General features: G+C 39.4%; 26 protein-coding genes and 2 pseudogenes. 19 read left to right on the forward strand and 9 right to left on the reverse strand.

Annotated elements, in window-relative coordinates; all coding sequences use genetic code 11:
- The first annotated feature begins 11 nt into the window (after positions 1–11).
- The 4 genes and pseudogenes from JOC34_RS09705 (at position 12) to JOC34_RS09715 (ending at position 3,576) form a co-directional block, all read left to right on the forward strand.
- Positions 12–1,040, forward strand: a complete 1,029-nt coding sequence (locus JOC34_RS09705) for a Gfo/Idh/MocA family protein (RefSeq protein ID WP_239544240.1) — start codon at positions 12–14, stop codon at positions 1,038–1,040.
- A 245-nt stretch (positions 1,041–1,285) separates the two neighbouring features.
- Positions 1,286–1,736: pseudogene (locus tag JOC34_RS09710) on the forward strand (sugar phosphate isomerase/epimerase family protein); the annotation flags it as partial.
- Positions 1,737–1,822: 86 nt separating this feature from the next.
- On the forward strand, positions 1,823–1,999 hold the full coding sequence (locus JOC34_RS22305; protein WP_476756230.1) for an alpha-amylase family glycosyl hydrolase: 177 nt from the start codon (positions 1,823–1,825) through the stop codon (positions 1,997–1,999).
- A 392-nt stretch (positions 2,000–2,391) separates the two neighbouring features.
- Positions 2,392–3,576, forward strand: coding sequence for a M20 family metallopeptidase (locus JOC34_RS09715; protein ID WP_205136559.1), 1,185 nt, complete (start codon positions 2,392–2,394; stop codon positions 3,574–3,576).
- A 45-nt stretch (positions 3,577–3,621) separates the two neighbouring features.
- Here JOC34_RS09715 and JOC34_RS09720 read toward each other — a convergent pair whose 3' ends face one another.
- The 3 genes from JOC34_RS09720 to JOC34_RS09730 form a co-directional block, all read right to left on the reverse strand.
- Entirely contained in the window at positions 3,622–4,542 is a 921-nt protein-coding gene (locus JOC34_RS09720) for a DsbA family protein (RefSeq protein WP_205136560.1), read from the reverse strand.
- Positions 4,542–4,892 (reverse strand): winged helix-turn-helix transcriptional regulator, encoded by a 351-nt coding sequence (locus tag JOC34_RS09725; RefSeq protein WP_205136561.1) that lies wholly within the window; start codon positions 4,890–4,892, stop codon positions 4,542–4,544. The genes JOC34_RS09720 and JOC34_RS09725 overlap by 1 nt, the downstream gene beginning before the upstream one ends.
- A gap of 112 nt (positions 4,893–5,004) precedes the next feature.
- Positions 5,005–5,448 (reverse strand): YaiI/YqxD family protein, encoded by a 444-nt coding sequence (locus JOC34_RS09730; RefSeq protein WP_205136562.1) that lies wholly within the window; start codon positions 5,446–5,448, stop codon positions 5,005–5,007.
- 239 nt (positions 5,449–5,687) lie between these two features.
- Here JOC34_RS09730 and JOC34_RS09735 point away from each other — a divergent pair, with 239 nt between their 5' ends.
- The 6 genes and pseudogenes from JOC34_RS09735 to JOC34_RS09760 form a co-directional block, all read left to right on the forward strand.
- Positions 5,688–6,074 (forward strand): GntR family transcriptional regulator, encoded by a 387-nt coding sequence (locus JOC34_RS09735; protein ID WP_205136563.1) that lies wholly within the window; start codon positions 5,688–5,690, stop codon positions 6,072–6,074.
- Positions 6,071–6,961, forward strand: a complete 891-nt coding sequence (locus tag JOC34_RS09740) for an ATP-binding cassette domain-containing protein (RefSeq protein ID WP_205136564.1) — start codon at positions 6,071–6,073, stop codon at positions 6,959–6,961. The genes JOC34_RS09735 and JOC34_RS09740 overlap by 4 nt, the downstream gene beginning before the upstream one ends.
- A complete protein-coding gene (locus tag JOC34_RS09745) occupies positions 6,948–7,691 on the forward strand; it encodes a hypothetical protein (protein ID WP_205136565.1) in 744 nt (247 codons plus the stop codon). The genes JOC34_RS09740 and JOC34_RS09745 overlap by 14 nt, the downstream gene beginning before the upstream one ends.
- On the forward strand, positions 7,688–8,419 hold the full coding sequence (locus JOC34_RS09750) for a hypothetical protein (RefSeq protein WP_205136566.1): 732 nt from the start codon (positions 7,688–7,690) through the stop codon (positions 8,417–8,419). The genes JOC34_RS09745 and JOC34_RS09750 overlap by 4 nt, the downstream gene beginning before the upstream one ends.
- A 140-nt stretch (positions 8,420–8,559) precedes the next feature.
- On the forward strand, positions 8,560–8,991 hold the full coding sequence (locus JOC34_RS09755) for a VOC family protein (protein ID WP_205136567.1): 432 nt from the start codon (positions 8,560–8,562) through the stop codon (positions 8,989–8,991).
- A gap of 3 nt (positions 8,992–8,994) precedes the next feature.
- Positions 8,995–9,156: pseudogene (locus tag JOC34_RS09760) on the forward strand (DUF1572 family protein); the annotation flags it as partial.
- Positions 9,157–9,258: 102 nt separating this feature from the next.
- On the opposite strand, the gene thrB reads toward JOC34_RS09760, so the two are convergent.
- Genes thrB through JOC34_RS09775 form a run of 3 tightly spaced genes read right to left on the reverse strand, consistent with a single transcriptional unit; the run spans position 9,259 to position 12,516 of the window.
- Entirely contained in the window at positions 9,259–10,149 is an 891-nt protein-coding gene (gene thrB / locus JOC34_RS09765; protein WP_205136568.1) for a homoserine kinase, read from the reverse strand.
- On the reverse strand, positions 10,136–11,209 hold the full coding sequence (gene thrC, locus JOC34_RS09770; RefSeq protein ID WP_205136569.1) for a threonine synthase: 1,074 nt from the start codon (positions 11,207–11,209) through the stop codon (positions 10,136–10,138). The genes thrB and thrC overlap by 14 nt, the downstream gene beginning before the upstream one ends.
- Entirely contained in the window at positions 11,206–12,516 is a 1,311-nt protein-coding gene (locus tag JOC34_RS09775; RefSeq protein WP_205136570.1) for a homoserine dehydrogenase, read from the reverse strand. Before JOC34_RS09775 ends, thrC begins: the two co-directional genes overlap by 4 nt.
- Positions 12,517–12,719: 203 nt before the next feature.
- Here JOC34_RS09775 and JOC34_RS09780 point away from each other — a divergent pair, with 203 nt between their 5' ends.
- Together JOC34_RS09780 and JOC34_RS09785 are read left to right on the forward strand one after the other, a co-directional pair.
- Positions 12,720–13,916 carry a class I SAM-dependent rRNA methyltransferase gene (locus tag JOC34_RS09780; protein ID WP_205136571.1) on the forward strand — a complete coding sequence of 399 codons (1,197 nt, stop codon included), beginning with the start codon at positions 12,720–12,722 and terminating at the stop codon, positions 13,914–13,916.
- Positions 13,917–14,018: 102 nt separating this feature from the next.
- Entirely contained in the window at positions 14,019–14,162 is a 144-nt protein-coding gene (locus JOC34_RS09785) for a hypothetical protein (protein WP_205136572.1), read from the forward strand.
- Between the two features lie 247 nt (positions 14,163–14,409).
- Here the strand turns inward: JOC34_RS09785 and JOC34_RS09790 are convergent, their stop codons facing one another.
- Positions 14,410–14,994, reverse strand: a complete 585-nt coding sequence (locus JOC34_RS09790; protein ID WP_205136573.1) for a GbsR/MarR family transcriptional regulator — start codon at positions 14,992–14,994, stop codon at positions 14,410–14,412.
- Positions 14,995–15,238: 244 nt separating this feature from the next.
- Between JOC34_RS09790 and JOC34_RS09795 the strand changes: the two genes are divergently transcribed.
- From JOC34_RS09795 to JOC34_RS09820, 6 genes are all read left to right on the forward strand, one after another.
- Positions 15,239–16,387, forward strand: coding sequence for a betaine/proline/choline family ABC transporter ATP-binding protein (locus JOC34_RS09795; RefSeq protein WP_205136574.1), 1,149 nt, complete (start codon positions 15,239–15,241; stop codon positions 16,385–16,387).
- Between the two features lie 8 nt (positions 16,388–16,395).
- Positions 16,396–17,046 carry an ABC transporter permease subunit gene (locus tag JOC34_RS09800; RefSeq protein WP_205136575.1) on the forward strand — a complete coding sequence of 217 codons (651 nt, stop codon included), beginning with the start codon at positions 16,396–16,398 and terminating at the stop codon, positions 17,044–17,046.
- Positions 17,047–17,066: 20 nt separating this feature from the next.
- Positions 17,067–17,990: an osmoprotectant ABC transporter substrate-binding protein gene (locus JOC34_RS09805; RefSeq protein ID WP_205136576.1), complete on the forward strand. Its 924-nt coding sequence runs from the start codon at positions 17,067–17,069 to the stop codon at positions 17,988–17,990.
- Positions 17,990–18,637, forward strand: a complete 648-nt coding sequence (locus JOC34_RS09810) for an ABC transporter permease (RefSeq protein WP_205136577.1) — start codon at positions 17,990–17,992, stop codon at positions 18,635–18,637. Before JOC34_RS09805 ends, JOC34_RS09810 begins: the two co-directional genes overlap by 1 nt.
- Positions 18,638–18,669: 32 nt before the next feature.
- Positions 18,670–20,346: a CocE/NonD family hydrolase gene (locus tag JOC34_RS09815; protein WP_205136578.1), complete on the forward strand. Its 1,677-nt coding sequence runs from the start codon at positions 18,670–18,672 to the stop codon at positions 20,344–20,346.
- Positions 20,347–20,762: 416 nt separating this feature from the next.
- Positions 20,763–21,014, forward strand: a complete 252-nt coding sequence (locus JOC34_RS09820) for a hypothetical protein (protein ID WP_205136579.1) — start codon at positions 20,763–20,765, stop codon at positions 21,012–21,014.
- 74 nt (positions 21,015–21,088) lie between these two features.
- On the opposite strand, the gene JOC34_RS09825 is transcribed toward JOC34_RS09820, so the two are convergent.
- Together JOC34_RS09825 and JOC34_RS09830 are read right to left on the reverse strand one after the other, a co-directional pair.
- Complete coding sequence (locus tag JOC34_RS09825; RefSeq protein WP_205136580.1) at positions 21,089–21,433, reverse strand: ASCH domain-containing protein; 345 nt, start codon at positions 21,431–21,433, stop codon at positions 21,089–21,091.
- Between the two features lie 129 nt (positions 21,434–21,562).
- Positions 21,563–22,717: an MFS transporter gene (locus JOC34_RS09830; RefSeq protein ID WP_205136581.1), complete on the reverse strand. Its 1,155-nt coding sequence runs from the start codon at positions 22,715–22,717 to the stop codon at positions 21,563–21,565.
- Positions 22,718–22,957: 240 nt separating this feature from the next.
- Between JOC34_RS09830 and JOC34_RS09835 the strand changes: the two genes are divergently transcribed.
- The gene (locus JOC34_RS09835; RefSeq protein ID WP_205136582.1) at positions 22,958–23,776 is read left to right on the forward strand and encodes a squalene/phytoene synthase family protein; all 819 of its coding nucleotides are present in this window, start codon (positions 22,958–22,960) and stop codon (positions 23,774–23,776) included.
- Positions 23,777–24,029: the final 253 nt, after the last annotated feature.

The raw sequence follows: 24,029 nt of genomic DNA on the forward strand, positions 1-24,029 counted from the left end.
GAAGATAGATAATGACATTAAAAATAGCAGTTATCGGATGCGGGAGTATTGCCAAACATCGTCACCTGCTGGAATATGATATAAATGAGCATGTAGAAATCACGGCAGTTTGTGACGTTGTTCAAGAACGGGCAGAAGAAGCGGCGGCAAAGTATCAAGCAAAAGCGTATACAGATTATAAGGAACTGTTAAAAAAAGAAGATATTGATGCTGTCAGTGTTTGTCTCCCAAACTATTTACATGCGTCTGTCAGCATTGATGCACTTGATGCTGGTGCACATGTACTTTGTGAAAAACCTATGGCAACCTCTACAGAAGAAGCAGATCAGATGATTGAAGCGGCAAAGCGGAATGGAAAGAAATTAATGATCGGGCATAATCAGCGTTTTGTTACTTCTCATCAAAAAGCCAGAGAGCTGATTGCATCTGGAGCGATTGGGAAGGTCTACAGCTTCCGTACAGCATTCGGGCATGGCGGTCCGGAAGCATGGAGTGCAGATGGAAAGGATAGCTGGTTCTTTAAAAAAGATGAAGCATTCATTGGCGCAATGGGAGATTTAGGCGTACATAAAGCTGATTTAATCCGTTATCTATTACAGGATGAGTTTGTAGAAGTAGGAGCATTTGTGGAAACAAGTGCGAAAGAAAATACCGACATCGATGATAATGCAACACTTATTTTAAAGTCGGAAAAAGGCATTATCGGTACTTTGGTAGCAAGCTGGGCTTATACAGCAAAAGAAGATAATTCCACTATTATTTATGGAGAGAAAGCAACATTGCGTTTGGAAGATGATCCAACGTATTCGTTGGTAACTCAATATGCGAATGGGGAAATAGTAAAATACGAACTTGGAGCGATTCAGTCCAATGATGAAGGTGGACAAACAACGACGCATGTAATTGACCACTTTATTGATTCCATTCAAAATGACGCTGCTCCATTAATTGACGGTGTAGAAGGAAAGAAATCACTTGCAATTATTTTAGGTGCCTTAGAATCCGTCAAGACAAAAAGAATTTATTCGCTGGAGAAGTGATTGCTGGTCGAAAGGTTGAAAATGGGACTGATTGGTACAGGGTGTTAGCTTTGCTCGTGCCAAGAAAGTAGCAGAAAAATATGCGATTCCTCATGTGTATGAAATTTATTAGGGAATGTTAAAACATATAGATACTGTAACAATTTGTACACCAAATAAATATCATGAATCGGTAGCGGTTGGCGCTTGAATCAAGGTGTTCACGTTTTATGTGAGAAACCGATGGCTATGAATGCAGATGAAGGCCGGTAACACCGTGGCCGACAGAGTGTTTCGATATACTGAAATGGCAATGGGAAGAAAAATTGATCCCGTATTGGAAAAGAGCAGGGACAATTTGCAGAAGATCATGGTGTCAAAGTAGGCTTAGAGCTGCATGCCGATTTTATTGTTCATACACCACATACCATGCTAAAGATATCGTATATTGATCAGGATAATATTAATATGTACGGCTTAACGAATATGCAGCCTTATGGAGAAGTGCAGACACGAGCTTGAAGCTTTCGTTCAGTGGGAAATGGGCATAGTATCCAAGAATGGTCCAATATTGTGAATGCACGCAGGACTTATGGCTATGACTATGTAATCAGTATCGAGCATGAAGACCCAATTATGTCAATTGAGGAAGGCTTTCATACAGCAGTTAAAAATTTAAAGCAGGTGAATATAATAGAACAAACAGCTACAATGTGATGGGTATAAAATAAATGGAACTGGATGATATACTTTGGTAACAAGAGCATATTTCCAGTTCCATTTTTAAGTATAATCTTGTCAGTTTGTTTTTCGTTGCTTGCTGTTATAATTTCATCTTTATTTCTATTATTTCATTATCATTTTTCAACCATAGAGAAGAAATTATTGCTATATTAGCTGCAACAAGCCGAGATCATTCACGTACGCCAATGCAATGGTCTAACAAGAAAAACACCGGATTTCCAAATGGAAAACCATAAATTAAAGTAAATCCAAATTACATATCTATTAATGTGGAAGAACAGCAAAATAATGATGATTCATTTTTAAATTTTTCTAAACAGCTGCATGCTTTTTAGGAAAAGACAAATCAAAGTTAAGACAAGCAATTTAATAAGTGGAGGGTTAGGCTTTGCAGCATTTCCCAGTTTAATTTCAGCTGGCCTTGAGACAGCATCGTTCCATTCCCTTTTTAAGTTATAAAACAGTATACTTTATATGAGGGTACGGTGAGCGTTTTTTCATATATAGATCATGATTTTTGATAAAATAGGTATTGTATTCATAAAGTGAAACTTCATTAAGTGGGGGGGTTACTGTCCGCCAAATTGCGATAAAAGTTCGCCTATGAAAAATGGAAGGGGACGAGGACATGGGAGATCAATTATTAAAAATGCTTGAATCACGGAAAGATGAAATGATTGAAATTCGCCGTTATTTACATGAAAACCCTGAGCTTTCGTTTAAGGAAGAAAAGACAGCACAGTATATTGCTGACTTTTACCAAGGTAAAGATGTAGACATTCAAACAAATGTAGGAAATGGTTATGGAATCATTGTGACCATTAAAGGTGGGCAGCCTGGAAAAACAATAGGGCTACGTGCTGATTTTGACGCATTGCCAATTCATGAAGAAACAGAAGTACCATTTCAATCGAAAAACGCAGGCGTGATGCATGCCTGTGGACATGATGGGCATACAGCATATTTACTGATTTTAGCAGATTGCCTTATTCAATTAAAAGAATCGATCCCGGGTACCATCAAAATCATTCATCAACATGCTGAAGAAACACCACCAGGTGGAGCAAAAAGTATTGTGGAATCAGGTGTACTTGATGATGTAGATAATATCTTTGGTATCCACTTATTCCCAACTGATCCCGCCGGTGTTGTCGGTTATCGCAGTGGGGACACGATGGCAGGTAGAACGTATTTCAAACTGGGTATTCAAGGTGTTGGTGGGCACGGATCATCACCACATAAGGCGAACGATGCCATTGTCGCTGGGGCCCATTTTATTACAGCTGTACAGACTGTTATTAGCCGTCGAATCAATCCTTTTGATATGGGTGTGGTTACGATTGGCTCGTTCGATGGAAAGGGATCATTTAATGTTATTAAAGATCGGATCGAGCTAGAGGGTGACGTAAGATACATGAATGACGAAACCCAGCAAGTGATCGACAAAGAGATTCATCGTCTCGCGTCAGGCATCGAAGCAGAATTTGGCGTGAAGTGTGAATTAACCTATACTGCAGATTATCCGACATTATATAATGATCCAGATATGACAGCACTTGTAAAAGATAGCCTGAATGAAATGAATGACCCGGCCATTCAGCAAGTGGTTGAATTCCCGAAATTCTCTGGTTCAGAGGACTTTGCGTACTATGCGGAAAAAGTACCAAGTACATTTTTCTTTATTGGCTGTAAACCAAAAGGGGTAGAAGAAGCATATTTCAATCATCATCCGAAATTCGATATTGATGAAGAAGCATTACTTGTAGCGGCGAAAGCAGTTGGACAAGTTGTGTGTAGTTACTACGATATCTAATCGTTAAAAAAGTAGTGTCAGCCTTAATGTGGCTGACACTACTTTTTAAATTTTTTCAATATAGGATTCATCAAGAATTTCCTTCTGTTCGTAATGATCGGATGACAGCCCTTTTTGAATAAAATCTTTCACTTCCTTTGGCTGAATATCATAAAGTTCTTCAATTTCACGGGAGAATAGCAGATCCTCTTTTTCGAAAAGCGCTGCAAGGGCAGGTAGTTCATGTGCCTGAAGGTCTTCTTTTAAGTCAAGGACTTGTTTCAATCCATTTTCATAGTCCTGTAATGAGCGAGCACCAACAATTTTGACGCCCTTATTTTCTTCATTAACCATGATGATAGTTGGAAATCCTCTTGCCCCGAGCTGACCTGCAAGTGTAAAGTCTTCATTAAGCAGCTCCTGAGCACTAGACTGACTAGCTTCCTCCACAATGTTTGCCCCGTCAAGTCCTATTTGATTTACAATCGCAGTTAACACGTTTTCGTCACCGATATTTTGATTGAATGCAAATACAGCCTCTCTTGCTTTACGTAAGAAATGGTTTGCCAATTGTTCATCCTGTTTTTGAATAACTTTAAAAACACGTGAAGGGATAAATGAAGATTCGACTGGATTATCATACCATAATGAACCATCAATCGGCATACGCGAATGTACGCCTACTTCTCTCCAATGCTCAGCGACATCAGATGGACCGGAAATGCCATTTTTAACGTCGGCAAAGCCATCCCAATTCTCCAATAATCCACCCAACACAGTATGGGCGGTGAAATAGTGTCCGTATTGTTTTTGGAAACGGCGAAAGACGGGTTCAAGTGCCCAACAGTGAGAACAGATCGGATCGGTTACATAATAAAGATCGATTGTTTTCTTCGGCTTACTTAGGTCAATGGTTTCCATTGTGCTTTCCCCAGCTTCTCCGCATATTCCTGTCTCCATGTCACAAATCATTTTATTGTTGTTCATTATCCATGCTCCTCTTCATTTAGTTTATTTTCTATTTCTATATTGATATAATGCTGTGCCCACTCTTGAATAGGGTGTAATGCATCGGCAAGCGCCCGCCCTTTTTCAGTTAATACATAGGTAATCATTACGGGAGTTCCGCTAACTACCTTTTTCTCAACTAATTCATAATCAGCGAGTTCCGAGAGCTTGAGCGAAAGTGCTCTTGATGTGATTTTAGAAAAATCGTGTTTTATTTCGGAAAAGTGAGCGGTGCAATCTTTACAATGTGATAAGTAATGGATAATTTGACCATTCCACTTTTTAGCTAAGATATTAAATGACGCTTCAATATAGGGGCAAATATTCATATGAAACTCCTCCATCTAATTGTTAGTATATCAGGTATATAAAATATATCAAGTATATTAATTATACTTTATTTAAAAAAATGAATCGAACAACAAAATCAGTTATTCGATCTTAAAGCTGTTCAATTGTTTGGATGAAAAGTGTGTGGAAATTTTCCTTGTCCTCTGCTGTTAATGCTTTTGGACCTTTGGTTTTTTTACCTGCTTTCCTTGCCATGGCACTGACATAGCGGGTTTGCAACAATTGATCGATATTTTCATTCGTATAGGTAAACCCTTTGTGATGGAGAACGATACATCCTTTTGCTAACCCAAGCGACGCCAAGCCATAGTCCTGTGTAACGATGATGTCACCTTTTTTAGCCAGCTTCATAATCCGGTAGTCCGCCGCCTCAGCGCCCGTATCTACATAAACGGTTTCCACACCTGGTTCCTCATTATCATTGGAAAAATGGGAAAAACTTTTTACAAGTATGACCGATATTCCAGCATCTTGTGCGATAGAAATAATGGATTCCTTTACTGGGCATGCATCCGCATCAACATAAATTTTCATGATATTAAACCTCCTGTAATTACGAAAGAAGGGACCTTCTTATATATTATTGATTATAGCATGATTATATACCATTCACTAAAGCCTACCTATTTGGGGTCAGTCCCCCATCTCGATGCAGTGCTAAAGCAATAGTGTGATGGGGGACTGATCCCAAATTACTGTTGACTTTTCAACATACATTTTATATACTACATTACGTGACTAATGCACTGAATTAGTTGAAGGAGGTTGCAAGCTTGATGCTTCATACAGATAGGACTAAACCTATTTATATACAGATCGCGGAATGGATTGAAACAGAGGTATTGAATGGAAATTTTGCACAGGATGAAAAAGTGTATTCGCAATATAAGCTTGCAGAGATGTTTACCATCAATCCGGCAACTGCAGCTAAAGGATTAAACCTATTAGCAGATGAAGGGATTTTATATAATAAACGGGGGCTTGGAAAGTTTGTAACAAAACAAGCGAAAGCAATTATCACGGATAAGCGAAAAAATCAAACATTAAAAGGTTTAATCGAAGAAATTGTGGTAGAAGCAGGGCAGTTAGATGTTAGTGAAGAAGAATTAATTGATATGCTACAAACGATGTATAAAAACCGCAAGGGGGATGCGAAATGAAGGTAGTTGCGTGTGAAAATCTAATCAAAACACAAGGACAATTAAAAACACTAAATGATGTATCATTTAGCATTGAGGAAAACACGATTACCGGTTTAATTGGAAGAAATGGTGCAGGGAAAACAACATTATTAAAAATCCTTGCTGGATTTTGGAGGGGAACTTCTGGTGATGTAAAAGTATTCGCAGAAAGTCCGTTTAATAATCTGCTTGTGTCAGCTAATGCAATCTATATTGATGATCAAATGGACTTCTCAACTGCATTAACTATCAAAGAGATTCTGGATGAGGCAGGTCGATTTTATGAAAAATGGGATCGCGATCTTGCACAGCGTCTGTTTGATTACTTTTCCTTTCATCCAAAACAAATACATCAGAATCTATCAAAGGGAAAAAAGAGTACCTTTAATATGATTATCGGTCTGGCTTCCCGATGTGCATTAACGATGTTTGACGAGCCGACGACGGGGATGGATACTGCTGTTCGAAAGGACTTTTATCGGGCGTTATTGAAGGATTATATTGCACATCCACGCACCATCATTATATCCAGTCATCATTTGGAGGAAGTAGAGGATTTATTGGAAGATGTATTACTGTTAGAAAGTGGGAAAAAGCATCTGCATTTGCCAATGGATGTGCTAAAGGAATATGCAGTTGGTCTAACCGGAAGAACGGAGATTATTTTGCAGTGGACATATCACAAAGAAATTATCTATCAGAAAAATATGGATCATGGTACAACCTATGTTGTGGTGAAAAATGATTATTTTCCGCTGGAGCAGGCAAAGCGCCTTGGGATAAAAATATCTCCAGTTCCTGCAAGTGATTTATGTGTGTACTTAACGAACAAAACGAAAGGAGGAATAGATGATGTCTTTAAGTGAAATTAGTTTGGGGAATCTAGTGAAGAAGCAATTTTTCTATAAATTAAACGCTTATACTGGTGTATTCAGCTCGATGGTTCTCATACAGGTCATCGCAATTTTCTTTTCGTTTGGCGCAGTATCTAGTGGCTCTGGTCGCTTTGGTGTTCAAATAAATGTTGATTATCATTCTGCAGATACACTTATCATTTTTACGATGTTATGGGCTTTTATTAATGCAGTAACAATTATTACGAAAAAATACCGCGACGATGATTTTGCGTTCGTAACAAATCGTGTAAGCAATAATGTATCCAATATGCTCTTCCTTGTGGCTGCTAGTTTCATAGGTGGAGTGACTGCAATATTATCTACTTTTCTTATACGGGTCATTTCCTATTTTGTTTTAAGAGATCATTCAGTCATAGGTTATGATGTCATGTACAGTGTACAGGAGATATTTTCCGGTTTACTCGTTGTTTTCTTGTATTTACTGCTTTTCTGTGCACTTGGATATCTTGCGGGAACGATCAGTCAGCTACATAAAAGCTTCGTTGTGCTATTGCCGGTTGTTGTGATGGGCTGTTTGATTATGATTGTAATATACGGATCAGAAGTGTTGTTGCATGTAATTGAATTTTATTCTAAAGAAACAAATACGCTATTGTTTGTGGGCAAGACAGTTATCACCTCCTTCCTGTTATTTGCAGGGGCAATCATTCTATCTAATCGATTGGAGGTTAGAAAATGATGGGAATTAATGTATTTGGGATAATAATCATTCAACTCGTTTTTCTTTTGCTTCTTATTGGGGCAGTTGTATTTATAATTAAGAAAGGAATTGGAAAAACGAACAAATCAAAAACAACGTATTGGATTCTAGGTGGCTATTTATGTTTACTGTTGCTGTCAGTTGGGGTGTATTTTGTGACTCCGGCATTGCATGGACAAGTAAAAACGGAAGAGATAGAAAACACGAGTATGCCTAATTTTGATAGATTTATTTATGAAGGGGAGCCAGTCGATATTAGCAACGATTATAAAGTAAAGCAATGGGATTTTGATTATAACGACGAGGAAATTTATCTTCGCTATAGTGGCGATGATCAAAATAGTCTGCCAGTTCGACTGGATAAAAAAGAAAATGACAGCAAAATAGAGGCGGTATATTATCAAACGCCGAGTTATTATAACGGTATTAATATCTCATCTTATACGGACCCTGTAAGCGTAAATAAAAATGGCGATGAACTATTTATTGAATTGCCCGAGACGGCTTATTTGGAGTTTACTTCCTACAAGAAAGAATTTCCTTTCAAGCAACTAACAGATGAAAGATTTTTGGAAAATGATGATTTGTTGTTTGAAGATGCCGATGAAATATTTGGCAACCAATTTTTGTACTTACGCATCCCGAAAAATATTAAAGTAAATGCAGATAGCGGTATTGATATATATGAAGATGGAATAATAGAATAGTCTAATTAAGGGCCAGTCCCCCGATAGATTAATGCTGTAGCACTTTAGAGTAATAGAGGATTGGCCCTTAGGATTGAAAATAAAAAAAGAATTCTGTTTAGATCGATTAGGGAGTTTACAAGTTGGAGGAGGGATTTAATTTGAATCAGGGGCTATTACATCATGTTGAAATAAATGTTTCCAATTTACAAAGGACAATCCATTTTTGGGGATGGCTTTTAGAAGAGTTGGGTTATATTGCTTTTCAAAAATGGGAGTACGGGCAGAGCTGGAAATTAGGAGAGACGTATATTGTGTTTGTTCAGGCAGAACAAAGGTTTCTCGATGTTTCTTATCATAGGGGATGTATAGGCCTGAATCATTTGGCTTTTCATGCAAAATCAGCAAAACACGTCGATGAAATCACGAAGAAATTAGAAGAAAAAGGGGCCCCGATTTTATATAGCGATAGACATCCATTTGCAGGAGGGCCAGAACATTATGCGGTGTATTTTGAAGATCCAGATCGAATAAAAGTGGAAGTGGTAGCTCCTTCAGTGCTGGGAGCTAATAAAAAAAGCGGGGGATCGTAATAAGCTATTGAAAGGCAGTTGGCTCATTATGCTTATCATATTGGGCAAATTGTTTATATTGGTAAACAAATAAAAGGTGAACAATGGGAAAACCTGAGTATCCCTAAGGAAAAGTCTGAAGAATACTTACAACAAATGCTCAAAAAACATCGGCCAAAGTCATAAAAAAATATCAACGCTATGCTGTTATTACAAACAAAAAATAACCGCCCTATAATTAGCCATGACAAGCATTTAGGGTAGGTTATTTTTCCGAATTCTATACTTTTATTCAATCTGTAATCCATTTTGGTCTATTTCCAACATTGCTACCTCGTAATCAGGAAGCAGTGTTTCCATATGTGCAGCAATTTCAGTTGTTTTTCCCTTTGGTACAAATGATATCATCGTCGGACCCGCGCCACTGATGACTGTTCCATATGCCCCTGCTATTTTGGCTTCTTGTTTAATAATCTCATAGTTTGGAATAAGCTCCGCCCTGAATGGTTCATGGAATCCATCATTCTCCATCATCTTTCCTGCAAGCTCATAATCACCTGATAAAAGGGAGGCAATCATGACGTTGCTAATGCTACTTGCGGTCGTGGCATCCCTTCTGGAAAAATTATCCGGCAGGACATCGCGTGCCGCTTTGGTTTTGAGTTCCACAATCGGTATGTAGACGATAACGTCCAAATCAAGTGCGGGCAAGGACACATATTCAACATCCCCGCCTGGGGTTGTCGTTGAAATAATCACTCCTCCGAATAATGCTGGCGCTATATTGTCTGGATGACCTTCGATTTCCGTTCCGTATTGCAGTTTTTGTTCCGTTGATAAGGATAGATCACAAACCTGATTCGCGAGTTCAATTCCTGCTAATACTGCTGAGGAACTACTTCCGAGCCCACGTGCTAAGGGTATTTCACTCTCTATTGTTACTTGACATGCCGGTAATGTCTTCTCGTAACGTTCAGCAGTTTGTTTTGCAATTTGATAAATCAAATGATCCCGATAATCAGTAATAACAGGAAGAAAATGGCCGTGATGCTTAAATGACCATGCTTCCTGTTTTTTTACATATAAGGTTAAAAAGCGGTTGACTGCTAGTCCTGCTGAGTCGAATCCTGGACCCATATTTGCAGAACTGGCAGGGACAGTGATCTTAAACTGGTTCATGTGCCGTCACCATATCTTTTATATAGGCAGTCACTTTTTCTTCATCATTTGGAAGTGAAACAGGTTCCACGGTTACCTGATCGATTGCAGTTTGTGGATCCTTTAAACCATTTCCGGTTAGAACAGCTACAACTTTGCTTCCCGGTACAATATATCCTGCTTTACATTGTTGGATTACACCGGCAATCGATGCACAAGATCCTGGTTCAGCAAAGATACCTTCTTTACGTGCTAAAAGCTGGAACGCTTCCGTGATTTCTTCATCTGTTACGGCATTGATTGCTCCGCCGGATTCATCTCTTGCAGCAAGCGCAAGTTCCCAGCTTGCTGGGTTTCCAATCCGAATTGCGGTAGCAACTGTTTCCGGTTTTTCAATGACAGTATTTTTCACAATGGCTGCTGCACCTTCCGCTTCAAAGCCGAACATTTTAGGCAGACCAGTTTGTTTTAATTCCTGATACTCCTTGAAACCTTTCCAGTAGGCACTAATATTCCCAGCATTACCAACTGGTATAGCAAGAATATCAGGGGCTACCCCGAGCTGATCGCATACTTCAAATGCAGCGGTTTTCTGTCCTTCTAATCGGTAAGGATTTACAGAGTTTACAAGTGTAACTGGTGCATTTTCACTTAATTTACGAACCATTTTTAAGGCTTCATCAAAGTTACCATCAATCTCAACAATCTCAGCACCATACATTTTGGCCTGTGCAAGTTTACCTAGCGCCACTTTCCCCTTTGGAATCACGATGATAGCGCGTAGCCCGGCCTTGGCTGCGTATGCTGCTGCAGAAGCAGACGTGTTACCGGTAGAAGCGCAAATAACGGATTTACTGCCCGATTCAGCCGCCTTTGCAACAGCCATTACCATTCCACGGTCTTTAAAAGAGCCGGTCGGATTTGCTCCTTCGACTTTACCATATAGTTCAACACCCAGTTGCTCAGAAAGGTGCGGGAAATGAATAAGTGGTGTATTCCCTTCGTGAAGCGTCAGGGCTGGTGTATCTTCTGTTACAGGTAAGTAAGCTTCATATTGTTTGATTAGTCCTTGCCAATTCATTGTTCAACAGCTCCCTCAATACGGTAATAACTTTTTAGTTCTTTCACTACTTCTACGTTTTTTAGCTTCTCTAATACTTGGTGGCAACGATCTAGTGTCGTTTCATGTGTAACCACGATAACTTCAGCAAGCCCATTCTGTTTACCTTGCTTGATAGGCGCCTGTAAGATTCGTTCGAAGCTTATATTTAAATTATTAAATAAAGATGAGATCATCGTAAATGCGCCGACCTGATCTTGTACATGTAACCGGAAGTAGTATTGTCCAAACCGTTGATCTGGTGTTTTTAAGACCTTTTCAAAACGTGGTGTGACAAATCGTTTGCCGTTTACCCCTAATAATTTATTCTTTATCACGGCGACGACATCCGACATAACAGCAGTAGCTGTTGGTAGGCTACCTGCTCCAGGCCCGTAGAACATTGTTTCTCCAACCGCTTCCCCATTCACATAGACTGCGTTATATTCATTCTTAACGGCCGATAAAGGATGTTCCTGTGATAAGAATGTTGGCTGGACACTAACTTCCACCTGGTTGTCCTGAAAATCAGCAAAGCCAATCAGTTTCATTGTAAGTCCAAGCTTTCTTCCATATTGTAAATCTTCTAATGCTAGATTTGAGATCCCACTTACTTCAACATCATCAAGATCTACAGATGTTGAAAAAGCAAGTCGGGCAAGGATTGCCATTTTTCTGGCGGCATCCAATCCTTCCACATCTGCTGTTGGATCTGCCTCAGCAAAGCCGAGTTCCTGTGCTTCCTTTAGAGCATCCTCATAGGAAACACCCTCATCATCCATTTTAGTTAAAATATAGTTGGTTGTTCCATTAACAATGCCCATGACCTTTTGAATACGATCAGAGACAAGTCCATCAGCGAGTCCGCGTAATATCGGAATTCCACCAGCGACACTGGCTTCATAAAACAGGTCACAACCATGCTTGCTTGCCGCATTTTGAAGTTCAGGTCCATGGACTGCCATTAAATCTTTATTTGCAGTGACAACATGTTTTTTTTCTTCAAATGCGTTTAAAATATGTTTTCGTGTATCTTCAATCCCACCCATCACCTCGATAATTACGTCGATTTCCGGGTCATTTAAAACGTCCTCCGGGTTAGTAGTTAGATAGGTGGGATCCACTTGGACCTGACGTGCCTTTTCCAAATTACGGACCAATACACTTTTTACATTCACACCACAACCGAGCTGATGAACAAGTTCTTCCTGATGGTTTTCTATCAATTGTATCACACCAGATCCAACTGTTCCGAGACCTAAAAGGCCAACAGATATATTTTTCTCCATATTCCCACCTCAATTTGTTTTTTTACTTATTAGATATTATAGCCGTGAATGGTCTCTGATTTCAATGTATTTAATTGAATTGACATTAAAATCAGTAATTTGGAGGGTGAAATCGTGATATATTTAGAGAGAATTACACTGTTATTCATTTCTTTTTCCGAATTCACGTGCGATAATGGGGAAAAACAGGATAGGATGAAAACATGAATTCAGTTACTGAGTTAAAAGTAAAACCAAATTATATCAAACAATATAAAAATAAATATCCATTAATTACGATGGATGCCGTTACGAATCCAGACGAACCCATGGAGGAAGGCGGTATTGTTCATTTAGTGGATAAAACACATCAGTTTATTGCCAAAGGCTATTATGGGAAACAAAATAAAGGAATTGGCTGGATATTAACGTTGAAAAAAGACGAACAGATTGATGGCGCATTTTTCAAAAGCAAAATCCTAACCGCAGTGAATAAACGACAATTTTTTTATAAGGATGAAGATACGAACGCATTTCGTATTTTTAATGGAGAAGGCGATGGTATTGGCGGGTTAACGATTGACTATTTCGATGGATTTTATTTAATCAATTGGTACAGTGAAGGTATTTATTCCTTTAAAGATCAAGTTATTGACGTTTTGGATGAGCTTGGTGGTTATCAAGCAATTTATGAAAAGAAAAGATTTGATACAAAAGGAAAGTACATGGATGATGATGATTTTGTAAAAGGAGTTCGTGGCGAATTTCCCATCATTGTAAAGGAAAATAGCATAAGCTATGCAGTTTACTTAAATGACGGGGCGATGGTTGGCGTTTTTCTGGATCAGAGAGATGTGCGAAAAGCGATTCGTGATAACTATGCCCAAGGTAAAAACGTATTGAACACATTCTCGTATACGGGTGCCTTTTCCGTGGCGGCTGCGCTTGGTGGTGCGGATAAAACTACAAGTGTTGACCTTGCGAAACGAAGCAAAAGCAAAACGATCGAACAATTTAGTGTAAACGGTATTGATTATGAAGCACAGAATATTACCGTGATTGACGTGTTTGATTACTTTAGATATGCGAAACGAAAAAACTTGAAATTTGATCTGGTTGTGCTTGATCCACCTAGTTTTGCGCGTTCCAAGAAACGTACGTTCAGTAGTGCAAAGGATTATCCTGATCTAATCAAAGATACAATTGCCATAACAGAGAAACATGGTGTCATTATTGCTTCTACGAATAACGCAACCTTTGGCATGAAGAAATTTAGAACCTTTATCGATAAGGCCTTTAAAGAAATGAACACAACTTATAAAATAGTAGAAACCTTTTCGTTGCCAGCTGATTTCCAGGTGAATCGTAACTTTCCTCAAGGTGACTATTTGAAAGTTGTTGTTATTGAGAAGTTAAAGTAATATCGATATTCAATTTAAATGGTTGTTTGGTTCATGGATGAACGCATTTTGTATGACTTTAATAAACTAATAGTAATCATACAGAGTGCGGGGGGCCTCAAATTGAATGTAGAGAAAAGTGGACTTGTCTTTCTTGGTCTTTTGCTTTTGGGTGCTGGTATAGGTGCCTTTGCTGGAGATGTGAAAATTGGCAGTGCAATTGGACTAGGTGCAGGGATCATAACCATTGCTTTATTTCGGAAGTGACGTCAATCGTAAAACCCGCAGTACATGTACTGTGGGTTTTTTACTGAATGAAAAAGCTATAAAAATCCTTGGGCACGCTAAATTTATCGCAGTTTGGCGGGCAGTAAAATCCCCACCTCAAAAATAGAGGGACACCGAAAATTTTATGTGGGGGATAACTGCCCGCACAAGCCCGATTGGTTCAACTAACATTCAGTGGGAGAAAAGAATACTCCCGCTGAATGAAGTTTCACTTTACTGGGTAGCATTACTCCTTGGGTCCGCTTTTTTCATCATTTGGGTATACTGGAACATGATTAAGGATCTCTCCGCTTTCAAAGAAATCCACTAGCCTGCGTATCCAGTCATAATAGATAATCCATTCATCTAATTCCTGTTTTAGCTCCTGCGTTTTCTCCACTATTTTTTTAGAGGGGCGCTCATTTTGGGATTGTTCAATTTGGGCAATGTTTTCCTGGAGACGCCTTGCCAGCTGGGAATTCTTACTAACGACTTCATTCCAGTTTGTCGTAAAGAGTGAAATAAATGTTTGGACATAATTGTTTTCGACACTGTAATACTCTTTACGACTTCCTTTAACAAACGTTTTATCAGCAATATTAAGCGCCATCATCTGCCGCATTACTTGGCTCATTCTTGTTTTACTCATCCCTGTTTTCTCCGCAAGTTCATCAAGTGTCATTGGTGCACGGTTTAGATAGATGATACCGAGTAGTCTCCCAACCGTTGAAGAAACACCAAACGTATCCATATTATCAGCAATTCGGTCAGAGATTTGATCTTCAGCTTGTTGCAGTTTTTCAAGAACGATCTGTTCTGATTTTTTATTCATAAATTCCCCACCATCTATACGTTATACGTCAATACTATCATTTTAAAATAGAAAATGAAAAAGCGACAGTTATGTCATATAGAGAGGAAATGGGAGGAAGACTAAGAATAAGGATTATATACACTCTATACAATAAAAACTGTATGGATTTTAAAGACTATATGGATTATATGCTGTTTTTCCTTTTGGTTCATTATGGTTATACTAGTAAAAGTTCGAAATTTGATACGGAGGTGCTCTCAAATTGTTAGAGTTTAAACAAGTTACAAAACGTTATAATGATGAAAAAGCCGCTGTTAAAGGCTTGAATCTTAAAATAGATAAAGGAGAGTTTGTCTGTTTTATTGGTCCAAGTGGTTGTGGGAAAACAACTACAATGAAAATGGTCAACCGATTGATTGACTCGAGCGAAGGCTCCATTTTAGTAAATGGTAAGGACATTAAGAAGCAAGACCCTGTTGAATTGCGTCGGTCGATTGGCTATGTGATTCAACAGATTGGTCTAATGCCCCACATGACGATTAAAGAAAATATTGTGCTTGTTGGGACACTTTTAAAATGGTCGGAAGATCGTAAAGATAAGCGGGCTAAAGAATTAATCAAATTAGTAAATATGTCGGAGGACTATTTAGAAAAATACCCACATGAACTAAGTGGTGGTCAGCAGCAACGGATAGGTGTTTTGCGTGCGCTTGCAGCAGACCCTCCCCTTATTTTAATGGATGAGCCATTTGGAGCACTTGATCCAATCACAAGGGATTCCCTGCAAGAGGAATTTAAAAAGCTTCAGAAAGAACTCCATAAAACGATTGTGTTTGTTACACATGATATGGATGAGGCACTAAAGCTGGCAGATAAAGTAGTGATTATGCGTGATGGTGAGATTGTACAAGCTGACAGTCCTGAAGAAATCTTGCGCAATCCTGCTAATGAGTTTGTAGAGCAATTTCTGGGGAAAGATCGCTTAATTCAAGGGCGACCAGACGTTACAACCGTTGGCCAAATCATGTTGCGTTCTCCGGCGAAAATAGACGTTGGCGATACCATGAGGGCAGCGATAGCTAAAATGCGTGAAAGACGTGTCGATTCACTGCTTGTAGTTGATTCAGAAAATGTACTAAAAGGTTATATTGATGTTGAGATAATTAACTTAAATTCCAAAAGTAATGCAAGTGTATATGAAGTGATGGAAAGTAATATTTCCCCAGTTTTCGAAGATAGTTTGCTGCGTGATACGGTACACAAAATTTTACGTCGTAGTGCTATGTATGTACCAGTAGTAGATAAGTCGCATCGTGTTGTAGGAATTGTGACTAGGGCGTCCTTAGCTGACATCGTATATGACACCATTTGGGGCGATGGTCTGGAACTAGAAAAACCAGTTCAACAATAGAATAGGAGGTGCATGACATGATTGAATTTTTCTCAACACACGGATCGGACTTACTATATAAAACAGGAGAACATATTTATATTTCTGCAATTGCTATATTGCTAGGTATTTTAGTGGCTGTTCCATTAGGGGTACTTTTAACTCGTATACCAAAAGTGGCAGATAGTTTTATTTCCTTCATTGGTATTCTACAGACAATTCCAAGTTTGGCTATTCTCGCGTTTTTCATCCCCTTGCTGGGTATTGGGAAATTCCCGGCCATCATAGCTTTATTCTTTTATTCCGTATTACCGATTTTAAGAAATACGTACACAGGAGTTAAAGGTGTAGATGGTAATATTCTTGAGGCTGGAAAAGGAATGGGTATGACTAATGTGGAATCCATTATAAAAATTGAGTTACCGCTGGCACTTCCCGTTATTATGGCCGGTATCCGTTTGGCAACCGTTTATTTAATTGGTTGGGCAACACTTGCTGCCTTTGTTGGTGGCGGCGGGTTAGGTGACTTTATCTTCGATGGTTTAAATTTATACGAACCATCTCTTATCGTAGCTGGAACGGTGCCAGCAACAATATTAGCATTACTAGCTGGTCAAATACTGTCTATTGTAGAAAATAAGTTTAAACCCAAAGGCTGGAAAGAGATTCAAACAAACTAAACATGGAGGTGGCAAATCGGATGAAAAAAATAATCGCAAGCTTGATAATCGCTTCTTCCCTTCTTGTTATCTCTGGGTGTGCTTTACCAGGTTTATCGGGGGCTTCAAAGAATACGATTCGAATCGGCACATTGGGGACTTCAGAATCGGAAATCATTGGGGAAATATTATCGCTTATGATTGAGCGCGATACGGACTTGAATACCCAATTGGTGACAGATCTTGGTTCTTCTATTGTGCAGCATCAAGGCATGGTAAGGGGCGATCTTGATATTACATCGACACGATATACCGGAACAGACCTGTCTGGTGCGCTTGGGATGGACCCTGTTACAGATCCCGAAGAAGCAATGGAGATCGTTCAGCGGGAATTTCCAAAGCAATTTGACCAAACATGGGCAAATTCGTATGGCTTTGAAAACAGCTATTCAGTTGCTGTAACAGAAGCATTCGCTGAGGAGAATGGGATTGAAACAATTTCTGATCTGGAACCGTACGCCAAAGACCTGAAATTCGGTGTAGATAATGCATGGGTTAACCGAAAAGGCGATGGTTATGATGGATTTACAGAAATGTATTTTCCCTTTGGAAATATTTATCCAATGAATATTGGACTTGTGTATCAGGCGAACGCGAGTGGGCACATGGATGTTGTGCTAGCCTACTCATCAGATGGTCGTATTAAGGAGTTTGATTTGAAAGTTCTCGAAGATGATAAAAAGTTCTTCCCACCATATGATGCGTCACCTGTTATTAATAATGAGGTTCTGAAGGAACATCCGGAAATAGAAAATATTCTCGAAAAGCTTGCTGGAACGATTTCAACAGAGAAAATGCAGGAAATGAACTATTTGGCAGACGCTAAACTTCAGAGTGCTGAAAAAGTTGCAAAAGCATTTCTGGAAGAAAATAATTACTTTGAAGCAAGCGAGGAGGGGAAATAATGGAAACGTGGGAACAACTGGTGACATATGTTTCGCAAAATGGTAGCTACATCTGGGTACAGTTTTACCGCCATTTTCTAATGGCAGCTTATGGTGTGTTTTTCGCCGCGATTATCTCCATACCACTTGGCGTACTTATTTCGAAATATGCTAAATTAAGTAACTGGGTACTTTCGCTTGGGAGTATTATTCAAACAATTCCTGCGCTCGGAGCAATGGCTGTTTTAATGATTGTGATGGGGCTTGGAACGAACACAGTCGTGGTTACATTAATGCTCTACTCCATTCTGCCAATTACACAAAATACGTATGTCGGTATGAAGGCGGTAGATAAAACAATCATTGAGGCGGGTCACGCTTCAGGTATGACTCGTTTTCAACTTTTACGTATGGTGGAACTACCGCTCGCGATTAGTGTAATCATGGCGGGCCTAAGAACTGCGCTTGTTGTTGGTATAGGAATTGCGGCTATTGGTGCATTTGTAGGTGCTGGTGGTCTTGGTTCGATTATTATTACGGGTACAAACGCGACGGACGGAACTGCCATTATTCTTGCTGGTGCTATACCGACAGCGCTTATGGCTATTATTGCTGATTTACTCATGGGATGGGTTGAGCGTAAACTGCACCCGATCAAGGCTTCCTAAACTGATATCCTGTAAAAATAAGGGGAGATATAATGGATAACAAAATGGCGTTAATTGTTGAAAAGGATATAGAGTGTACACTATCCGATGGTACGATACTTCGGGCGGACGTGTATCGTCCTGATCGTGATCAGTGCTATCCAGTGCTTATGATCCGCTTGCCGTATGATAAAAAGACACCGCGCTATTATGACGAATATTTAGATGTGCCACGTATGGTACAGGCTGGTTACGTCGTTATTTTGCAGGACGTTCGCGGTCGTTATGCATCGGAAGGTGAGTTCTATCCATTCATCCATGAAGGTCGGGATGGTTATGAGTCCGTAGAGTGGGCTGCAGGGCTTCCTTATGCGAATGGCAAGGTTGGTCTATTCGGTATGTCTTATCATGGCTACACCCAGCTGGCAGCTGCGGCTGAGGCGCCACCATCCCTGAAAGCTATTGCCCCAGTTATGACGATGGCTGAGCCTTGGAAAGACATGTTAAGTGATGGCAGTGGTGTAAACGATATTGGCAATTTCATGACATGGACACTTGCGTCAGTAATTCCCGACCAGTTGGAACGTCAGGGAAGTGCAAACATAGAAAAGGCGAAAGACTATATTGCTGCGTTACCACAGTGGCTGCATGATAAACCAGCAAATACTTGGCTACCGATGAAGGAACTTGACCCTGAATCGTTCTTTTTTGATGTGATGAACGAGCAGGTTGAATCGGGATATCTCGAACGTATGAGTTTAAGCAAAAAACTTAAGTCTACTGAAATTCCTGCACTCTTTATGGGGGGCTGGTTCGATGGTCTATTGCAACCAACACTTAAAGCGTACCATACCTACAAGGGTCCAAGTATGCTCTGGATAGGCCCATGGACACATGAAGAAATGAGTGGACGAGCAGGGGATAAATTTTTTGAGAATGGAGCTTTCAATATTGGTGTGGATCGTGTTGAAGATCCAACTGCGCTTCATATTAAATGGTTTGATAAGTGGCTTAAAGACAGGCCTTTGAATATAGACAAGCCTGTCCACCTTTATTTAGCCGGACAAAGTAAATGGGAGAGTTTTGAGGAATGGCCTCCTGCTGTAACAAAGGAAAAATGGTTTCTTGGAAGTAAAGGAGCATCACAAACACGGCACGGTGATGGGCAGCTTGTTCGGGAGCCAGATTCTTCATCTACGGTTAGTCAATTGAAACTTGATCCGGAAAATCCGGTGCCGACACACGGTGGAAACGTACTTGTTGCAGGACAGGAATCAGGTATGTTTGAACAAGGAGATATTCAGGACCGCGAAGATGTGCTTGTATACACGAGCGCGCCACTTGAAGCGGATCTGGATATACTCGGAACCATTAGTGCGAACATTTGGGTTGCTTCAAAGACACCGTTAGCGGATATCTTTATACGCGTATCTGATGTTGAGCCAAATAATCGAGTCTACAATGTTGTTGATACATTTCACCGTGAATCGGTTGAAGACGACAAACCGTTTTGTGTGAAGGTTGATGTAAATCATACTGCTTATCGCTTTAAGGCTGGCCATGCTTTGCGTGTGGAGATCACAGCAAGTAACGCGCCACGCTACGATATAAACTTAAATAATGGCAAGACAACCAAGACAGCGTCAAAAGGGAAAGTTGCCTTTGAAATGATTTATCACGGTGGGGAATTTGCATCTAATCTTGTACTGCCTGTAACCGTAAGTAAATAGCAACCTTCAATTCACTGTTTCTTGATCATTACGGGAAACAATTCTATATTAAAACAAAGAGACACGGGCAATGTTGTTCGTGTCTTTTCGTTTGGCTGTTTTTTGTTGCTATTTTGTCTTAATCATGTCGCAGAGGAAATAAGATCACTTTCCTAAGAGGTATAGTGCCAAGCCCTCTCAGCTTGTTTCTCGCTTGCGGGGTTCTTGCCTAGCTTGTTTATCCGCAGGAGTCTCACGGATCATCCTAAGGTGCGCGAAGTGTATTCGTGCCGCGGTCTAAATACAATAAGCTATATGAAAAGAGCGTTTTGATTGACTTAATATGAGATAAAAGGTTTAAACCATCATAAAAATGGATATAAGTCCGTAGTACTATAGTATAGATTTAAAATAGGTAATAGGAGGCTATATTTGTTTTGCGAAAACTAAAAGACAATGAAGCCAAATTGATCAAGGATATCATGCATGAAAAAGATGATGTGATTGAGATGGATGGCAAACGATATTATTTATCCCTAATTGAGGAAGCGGAAACATTAAAAAATGTAGCGGGTGAATGTGATCCGGAAATCAGACAAAAAATCGAACAAACAAAAAAGGATATACTGAATGGAAAAGATTTTGCTATTGATGATGTGGTGGAGATGATAGATCTTGGCAAATTATAATATGGAATGAACGAAAAAGCGAACCGGCTTATATTGCAGGTTCGCTTTTGGTCTCTGGTGGTTCTAAGAATCTATTATTTTGCAGGTGCATATTCGTGCACCCATACTTTCATATTCGGTACCCATTTCATGCCGGGATGCATGGATAAAATCGATTGTTTGTATGCTTCCAGGCTCTGATAACCTTCCTGACGGGCATCTGATTCTGTAACTTCACCGAGTTTTTGCTGATATATACGTTCAACGATAAACTGTTTATCTTTTAGCTTCATCACTTCTCCAATATCTGCATAGATCCCATTGCGGCGAGTTGCTGTTTTTTGTCCGTCAACTACTTTATCAATATCTGCAGGGATGGTAACCAGCTTCTCAATCGTACATGTTTTCGGTGGAAGTGAAGTATTATTTTCTATTGTCACTGAAAAACAACTCCTTTAGTCTGATCTATAATTACTATTGTAAATGAAATCGTGCATTTAGGACAATTATATCATATTACGTTTAATTTGAGCATTATCCGGCATTTTTAACCACAATTGGGTGTGCATTTATGCCATGACCTTTTCCCGGGACTTCGCCATGGAAACTGCAGCGGCAACTAGTGCTAAGATAAGGAACATTCCTCCGATTGTGGCATTGTGCTCCACTGATATATGTTCGATCGCAATTCCGCCAAGGAACGAACCGAATGCAATGCCAAAATGAAGTGCTGAGTTATTCAGGCTTTGCTGAATATCGGATGTCTCAGGGGACGCCTCAATTAGATAGCTCTGCATTGCAGGTGTAATCGACCAGCTTAACATACCCCAAATAGTTAGTATAACTAAGAATACAGGCACAGAAAAAGTGGAATATGGAATGGCGAAAAGTATTAATCCGAAGACAATAATGACAGATATAATTGTCTTTCTCGGTCCGATACGATCAGAGAGTACACCGCCAATCCCTCCGCCAGCTACGGCAGCTACCCCAAATATTAAGTAGGCCATACTTATCCATGTGCCTGTCATACCCATCGTTGTTTTTAAAAACGGTGTTAAGTAAGCATATATCGTTAAGTGACCAGCAAGGAATAAAAAGGTTGTCAATTGAGCAAAAAAGATTTTGCGGCTTTTTAATGTTGCCAACTGTTTTCCTATTGGAATTGCAGGTTTCGGCGCCACTTTTCCCATGAAGAAATAGACACCGGTCATAGAAATTAATGTTAAAATTGTAATCATGACAAAGGGTGCTCTCCAGCCGAAAGCGTTCCCTAAGATTAATCCGATCGGAAGCCCGAGTACAATGGATCCACTAACCCCCATAACGACAATTCCGATGGCGCGGGCACGATATCTCTTTGCCACAATATTGGTAGCCATCGTTAAACATAAAACGATAAGTAAGGATCCGCTTGCGGCAGAGATGATTCGACCAATAAATAGGATGCTATAGGAAGGACTGATCACTGCTATAAGATTTCCCAGAGAAAATATGAGTAAGAAGAACAGTGTTAATCTTTTTCGTTCAATTTTAGCTGTCATTACAAGTAAAATAGGTCCAGCAATAGCAAAAACAAGTGAAAAAATTGTAATTAAAAATCCGGCTTTACCAAGACTAACCCCTAAATCTGTTGCGACGAGATCTAGTATCCCGCCTATAATTAATTCGACCATTCCCACAACGAAAGAAACGATCGTTAGTAAATAAACGCGCTTGTCCATGAATCATTACTTCCTCTCGTGTAGATGTACCACTATATCATAGTAGTTATTATTACTTATAAACACAAGTAGAAAACACCATTTCATAAAACTCGCTATATGGTAAAAGATAAATGTTAATGAAATCAAGGGAAAAGAAATAGGTTTAAGGTTGAAAATTCGTTCAAGTTACATATTCAGAGAAATATCTTTCTATTTTTGGTATAATAAACATACCTCACGTTTAAAGGAGGAAAATCGTTGAGTAACCAAGCAAAATTACAAAAAGAAGCCATGCAAATGCTTAAAGATACAAGCAGAACTTTCTATATTCCGATTAAACTATTAAAGCCTGAATTGAAAAGAACGGTAGGTTCAGCTTATTTATGCATGCGAGCAATCGATGAAATCGAGGATCATGAAACATTGGATCCAAAATTAAAACAGCAGCTGCTTCGTTCCACCAGCGAGCTTTTGAAAGTCCCATTTGATGGTGTGGCATACCAGGAATTAGTGAAACCATATAAATCGCAACTGCCGGAAGTGAGTTTACGTTTAGCGGACTGGATTGCATTTTGCCCTAAGGAGATAGTAGGGAAAGTGCAGGAATCAACTAGCATTATGGCAGCAGGGATGGCTGAATGGGTTGAAAAGGATTTCCAGATAAAAACCGAAGCAGACTTGGATGATTATACCTATTACGTGGCTGGTTTAGTTGGTGTCATGTTATCCGATATATGGAAGTGGTATGATAACACAGAAACAAATCGTGACCTCGCCATTGCATATGGTAGAGGACTGCAAGCCGTCAATATGCTTAGAAATCAAGATGAAGATGCCGATCGTGGCGTGCAATTCCTCCCTGATAATTGGAATAAAGACGACTTGTTTGCCTATGCAGAAAAGAATTTAGAAAAAGCAGATGAATACATAAAAGACATCCATACGAAAAATATCCTTTTATTTTGTCGTATCCCTTTGGCGTTATCTAAAAGGACCTTGAAAGCATTAAAAGAAGGCAGAGAAAAAATGTCACGTTCTGAAGTAGAAGAAACGGTGGACAAAATAATTAATGATTAAAGAGAAAAGTGTGGCAGATAGCTTTGCCATGCTTTTTTTCGTCGCTTAAAAACGGATGCATAATTTTAGTGAAAACAGTAAAATACTATCATAAATCTTCCAGAAAAATTTGACGAATAACGAGTTTATGCCTATAATTAAAAAATGTGTAAAAATTGGGCAAGCCGGTGGTTCTTCATCATGGTTGTGAACAAGCGACTTTAGTATGATGTGATAATTCCTTCCATCCAACGGTCTTTAATGAAAAAGCGTT

Origin of the sequence: Virgibacillus halotolerans (genome assembly GCF_016908515.1) — a bacterium.
Lineage (GTDB): Bacteria > Bacillota > Bacilli > Bacillales > Amphibacillaceae > Virgibacillus_M > Virgibacillus_M halotolerans.

Coding starts and splice junctions, on each gene's coding strand:
- JOC34_RS09725 (WP_205136561.1), bottom strand. CDS start 4,892: ATGAATATTTGCCCCTATATTGAAGCGTCATTTAATATCTTAGCTAAA.
- JOC34_RS09705 (WP_239544240.1), top strand. CDS start 12: ATGACATTAAAAATAGCAGTTATCGGATGCGGGAGTATTGCCAAACAT.
- thrB (WP_205136568.1), bottom strand. CDS start 10,149: ATGAACCAGTTTAAGATCACTGTCCCTGCCAGTTCTGCAAATATGGGT.
- JOC34_RS09775 (WP_205136570.1), bottom strand. CDS start 12,516: ATGGAGAAAAATATATCTGTTGGCCTTTTAGGTCTCGGAACAGTTGGA.
- JOC34_RS09780 (WP_205136571.1), top strand. CDS start 12,720: ATGAATTCAGTTACTGAGTTAAAAGTAAAACCAAATTATATCAAACAA.
- JOC34_RS09815 (WP_205136578.1), top strand. CDS start 18,670: ATGGATAACAAAATGGCGTTAATTGTTGAAAAGGATATAGAGTGTACA.
- JOC34_RS09750 (WP_205136566.1), top strand. CDS start 7,688: ATGATGGGAATTAATGTATTTGGGATAATAATCATTCAACTCGTTTTT.
- thrC (WP_205136569.1), bottom strand. CDS start 11,209: ATGAATTGGCAAGGACTAATCAAACAATATGAAGCTTACTTACCTGTA.
- JOC34_RS09740 (WP_205136564.1), top strand. CDS start 6,071: ATGAAGGTAGTTGCGTGTGAAAATCTAATCAAAACACAAGGACAATTA.
- JOC34_RS09720 (WP_205136560.1), bottom strand. CDS start 4,542: ATGAACAACAATAAAATGATTTGTGACATGGAGACAGGAATATGCGGA.
- JOC34_RS09730 (WP_205136562.1), bottom strand. CDS start 5,448: ATGAAAATTTATGTTGATGCGGATGCATGCCCAGTAAAGGAATCCATT.
- JOC34_RS09805 (WP_205136576.1), top strand. CDS start 17,067: ATGAAAAAAATAATCGCAAGCTTGATAATCGCTTCTTCCCTTCTTGTT.
- JOC34_RS09745 (WP_205136565.1), top strand. CDS start 6,948: ATGTCTTTAAGTGAAATTAGTTTGGGGAATCTAGTGAAGAAGCAATTT.
- JOC34_RS09810 (WP_205136577.1), top strand. CDS start 17,990: ATGGAAACGTGGGAACAACTGGTGACATATGTTTCGCAAAATGGTAGC.
- JOC34_RS09790 (WP_205136573.1), bottom strand. CDS start 14,994: ATGAATAAAAAATCAGAACAGATCGTTCTTGAAAAACTGCAACAAGCT.
- JOC34_RS09830 (WP_205136581.1), bottom strand. CDS start 22,717: ATGGACAAGCGCGTTTATTTACTAACGATCGTTTCTTTCGTTGTGGGA.
- JOC34_RS09715 (WP_205136559.1), top strand. CDS start 2,392: ATGGGAGATCAATTATTAAAAATGCTTGAATCACGGAAAGATGAAATG.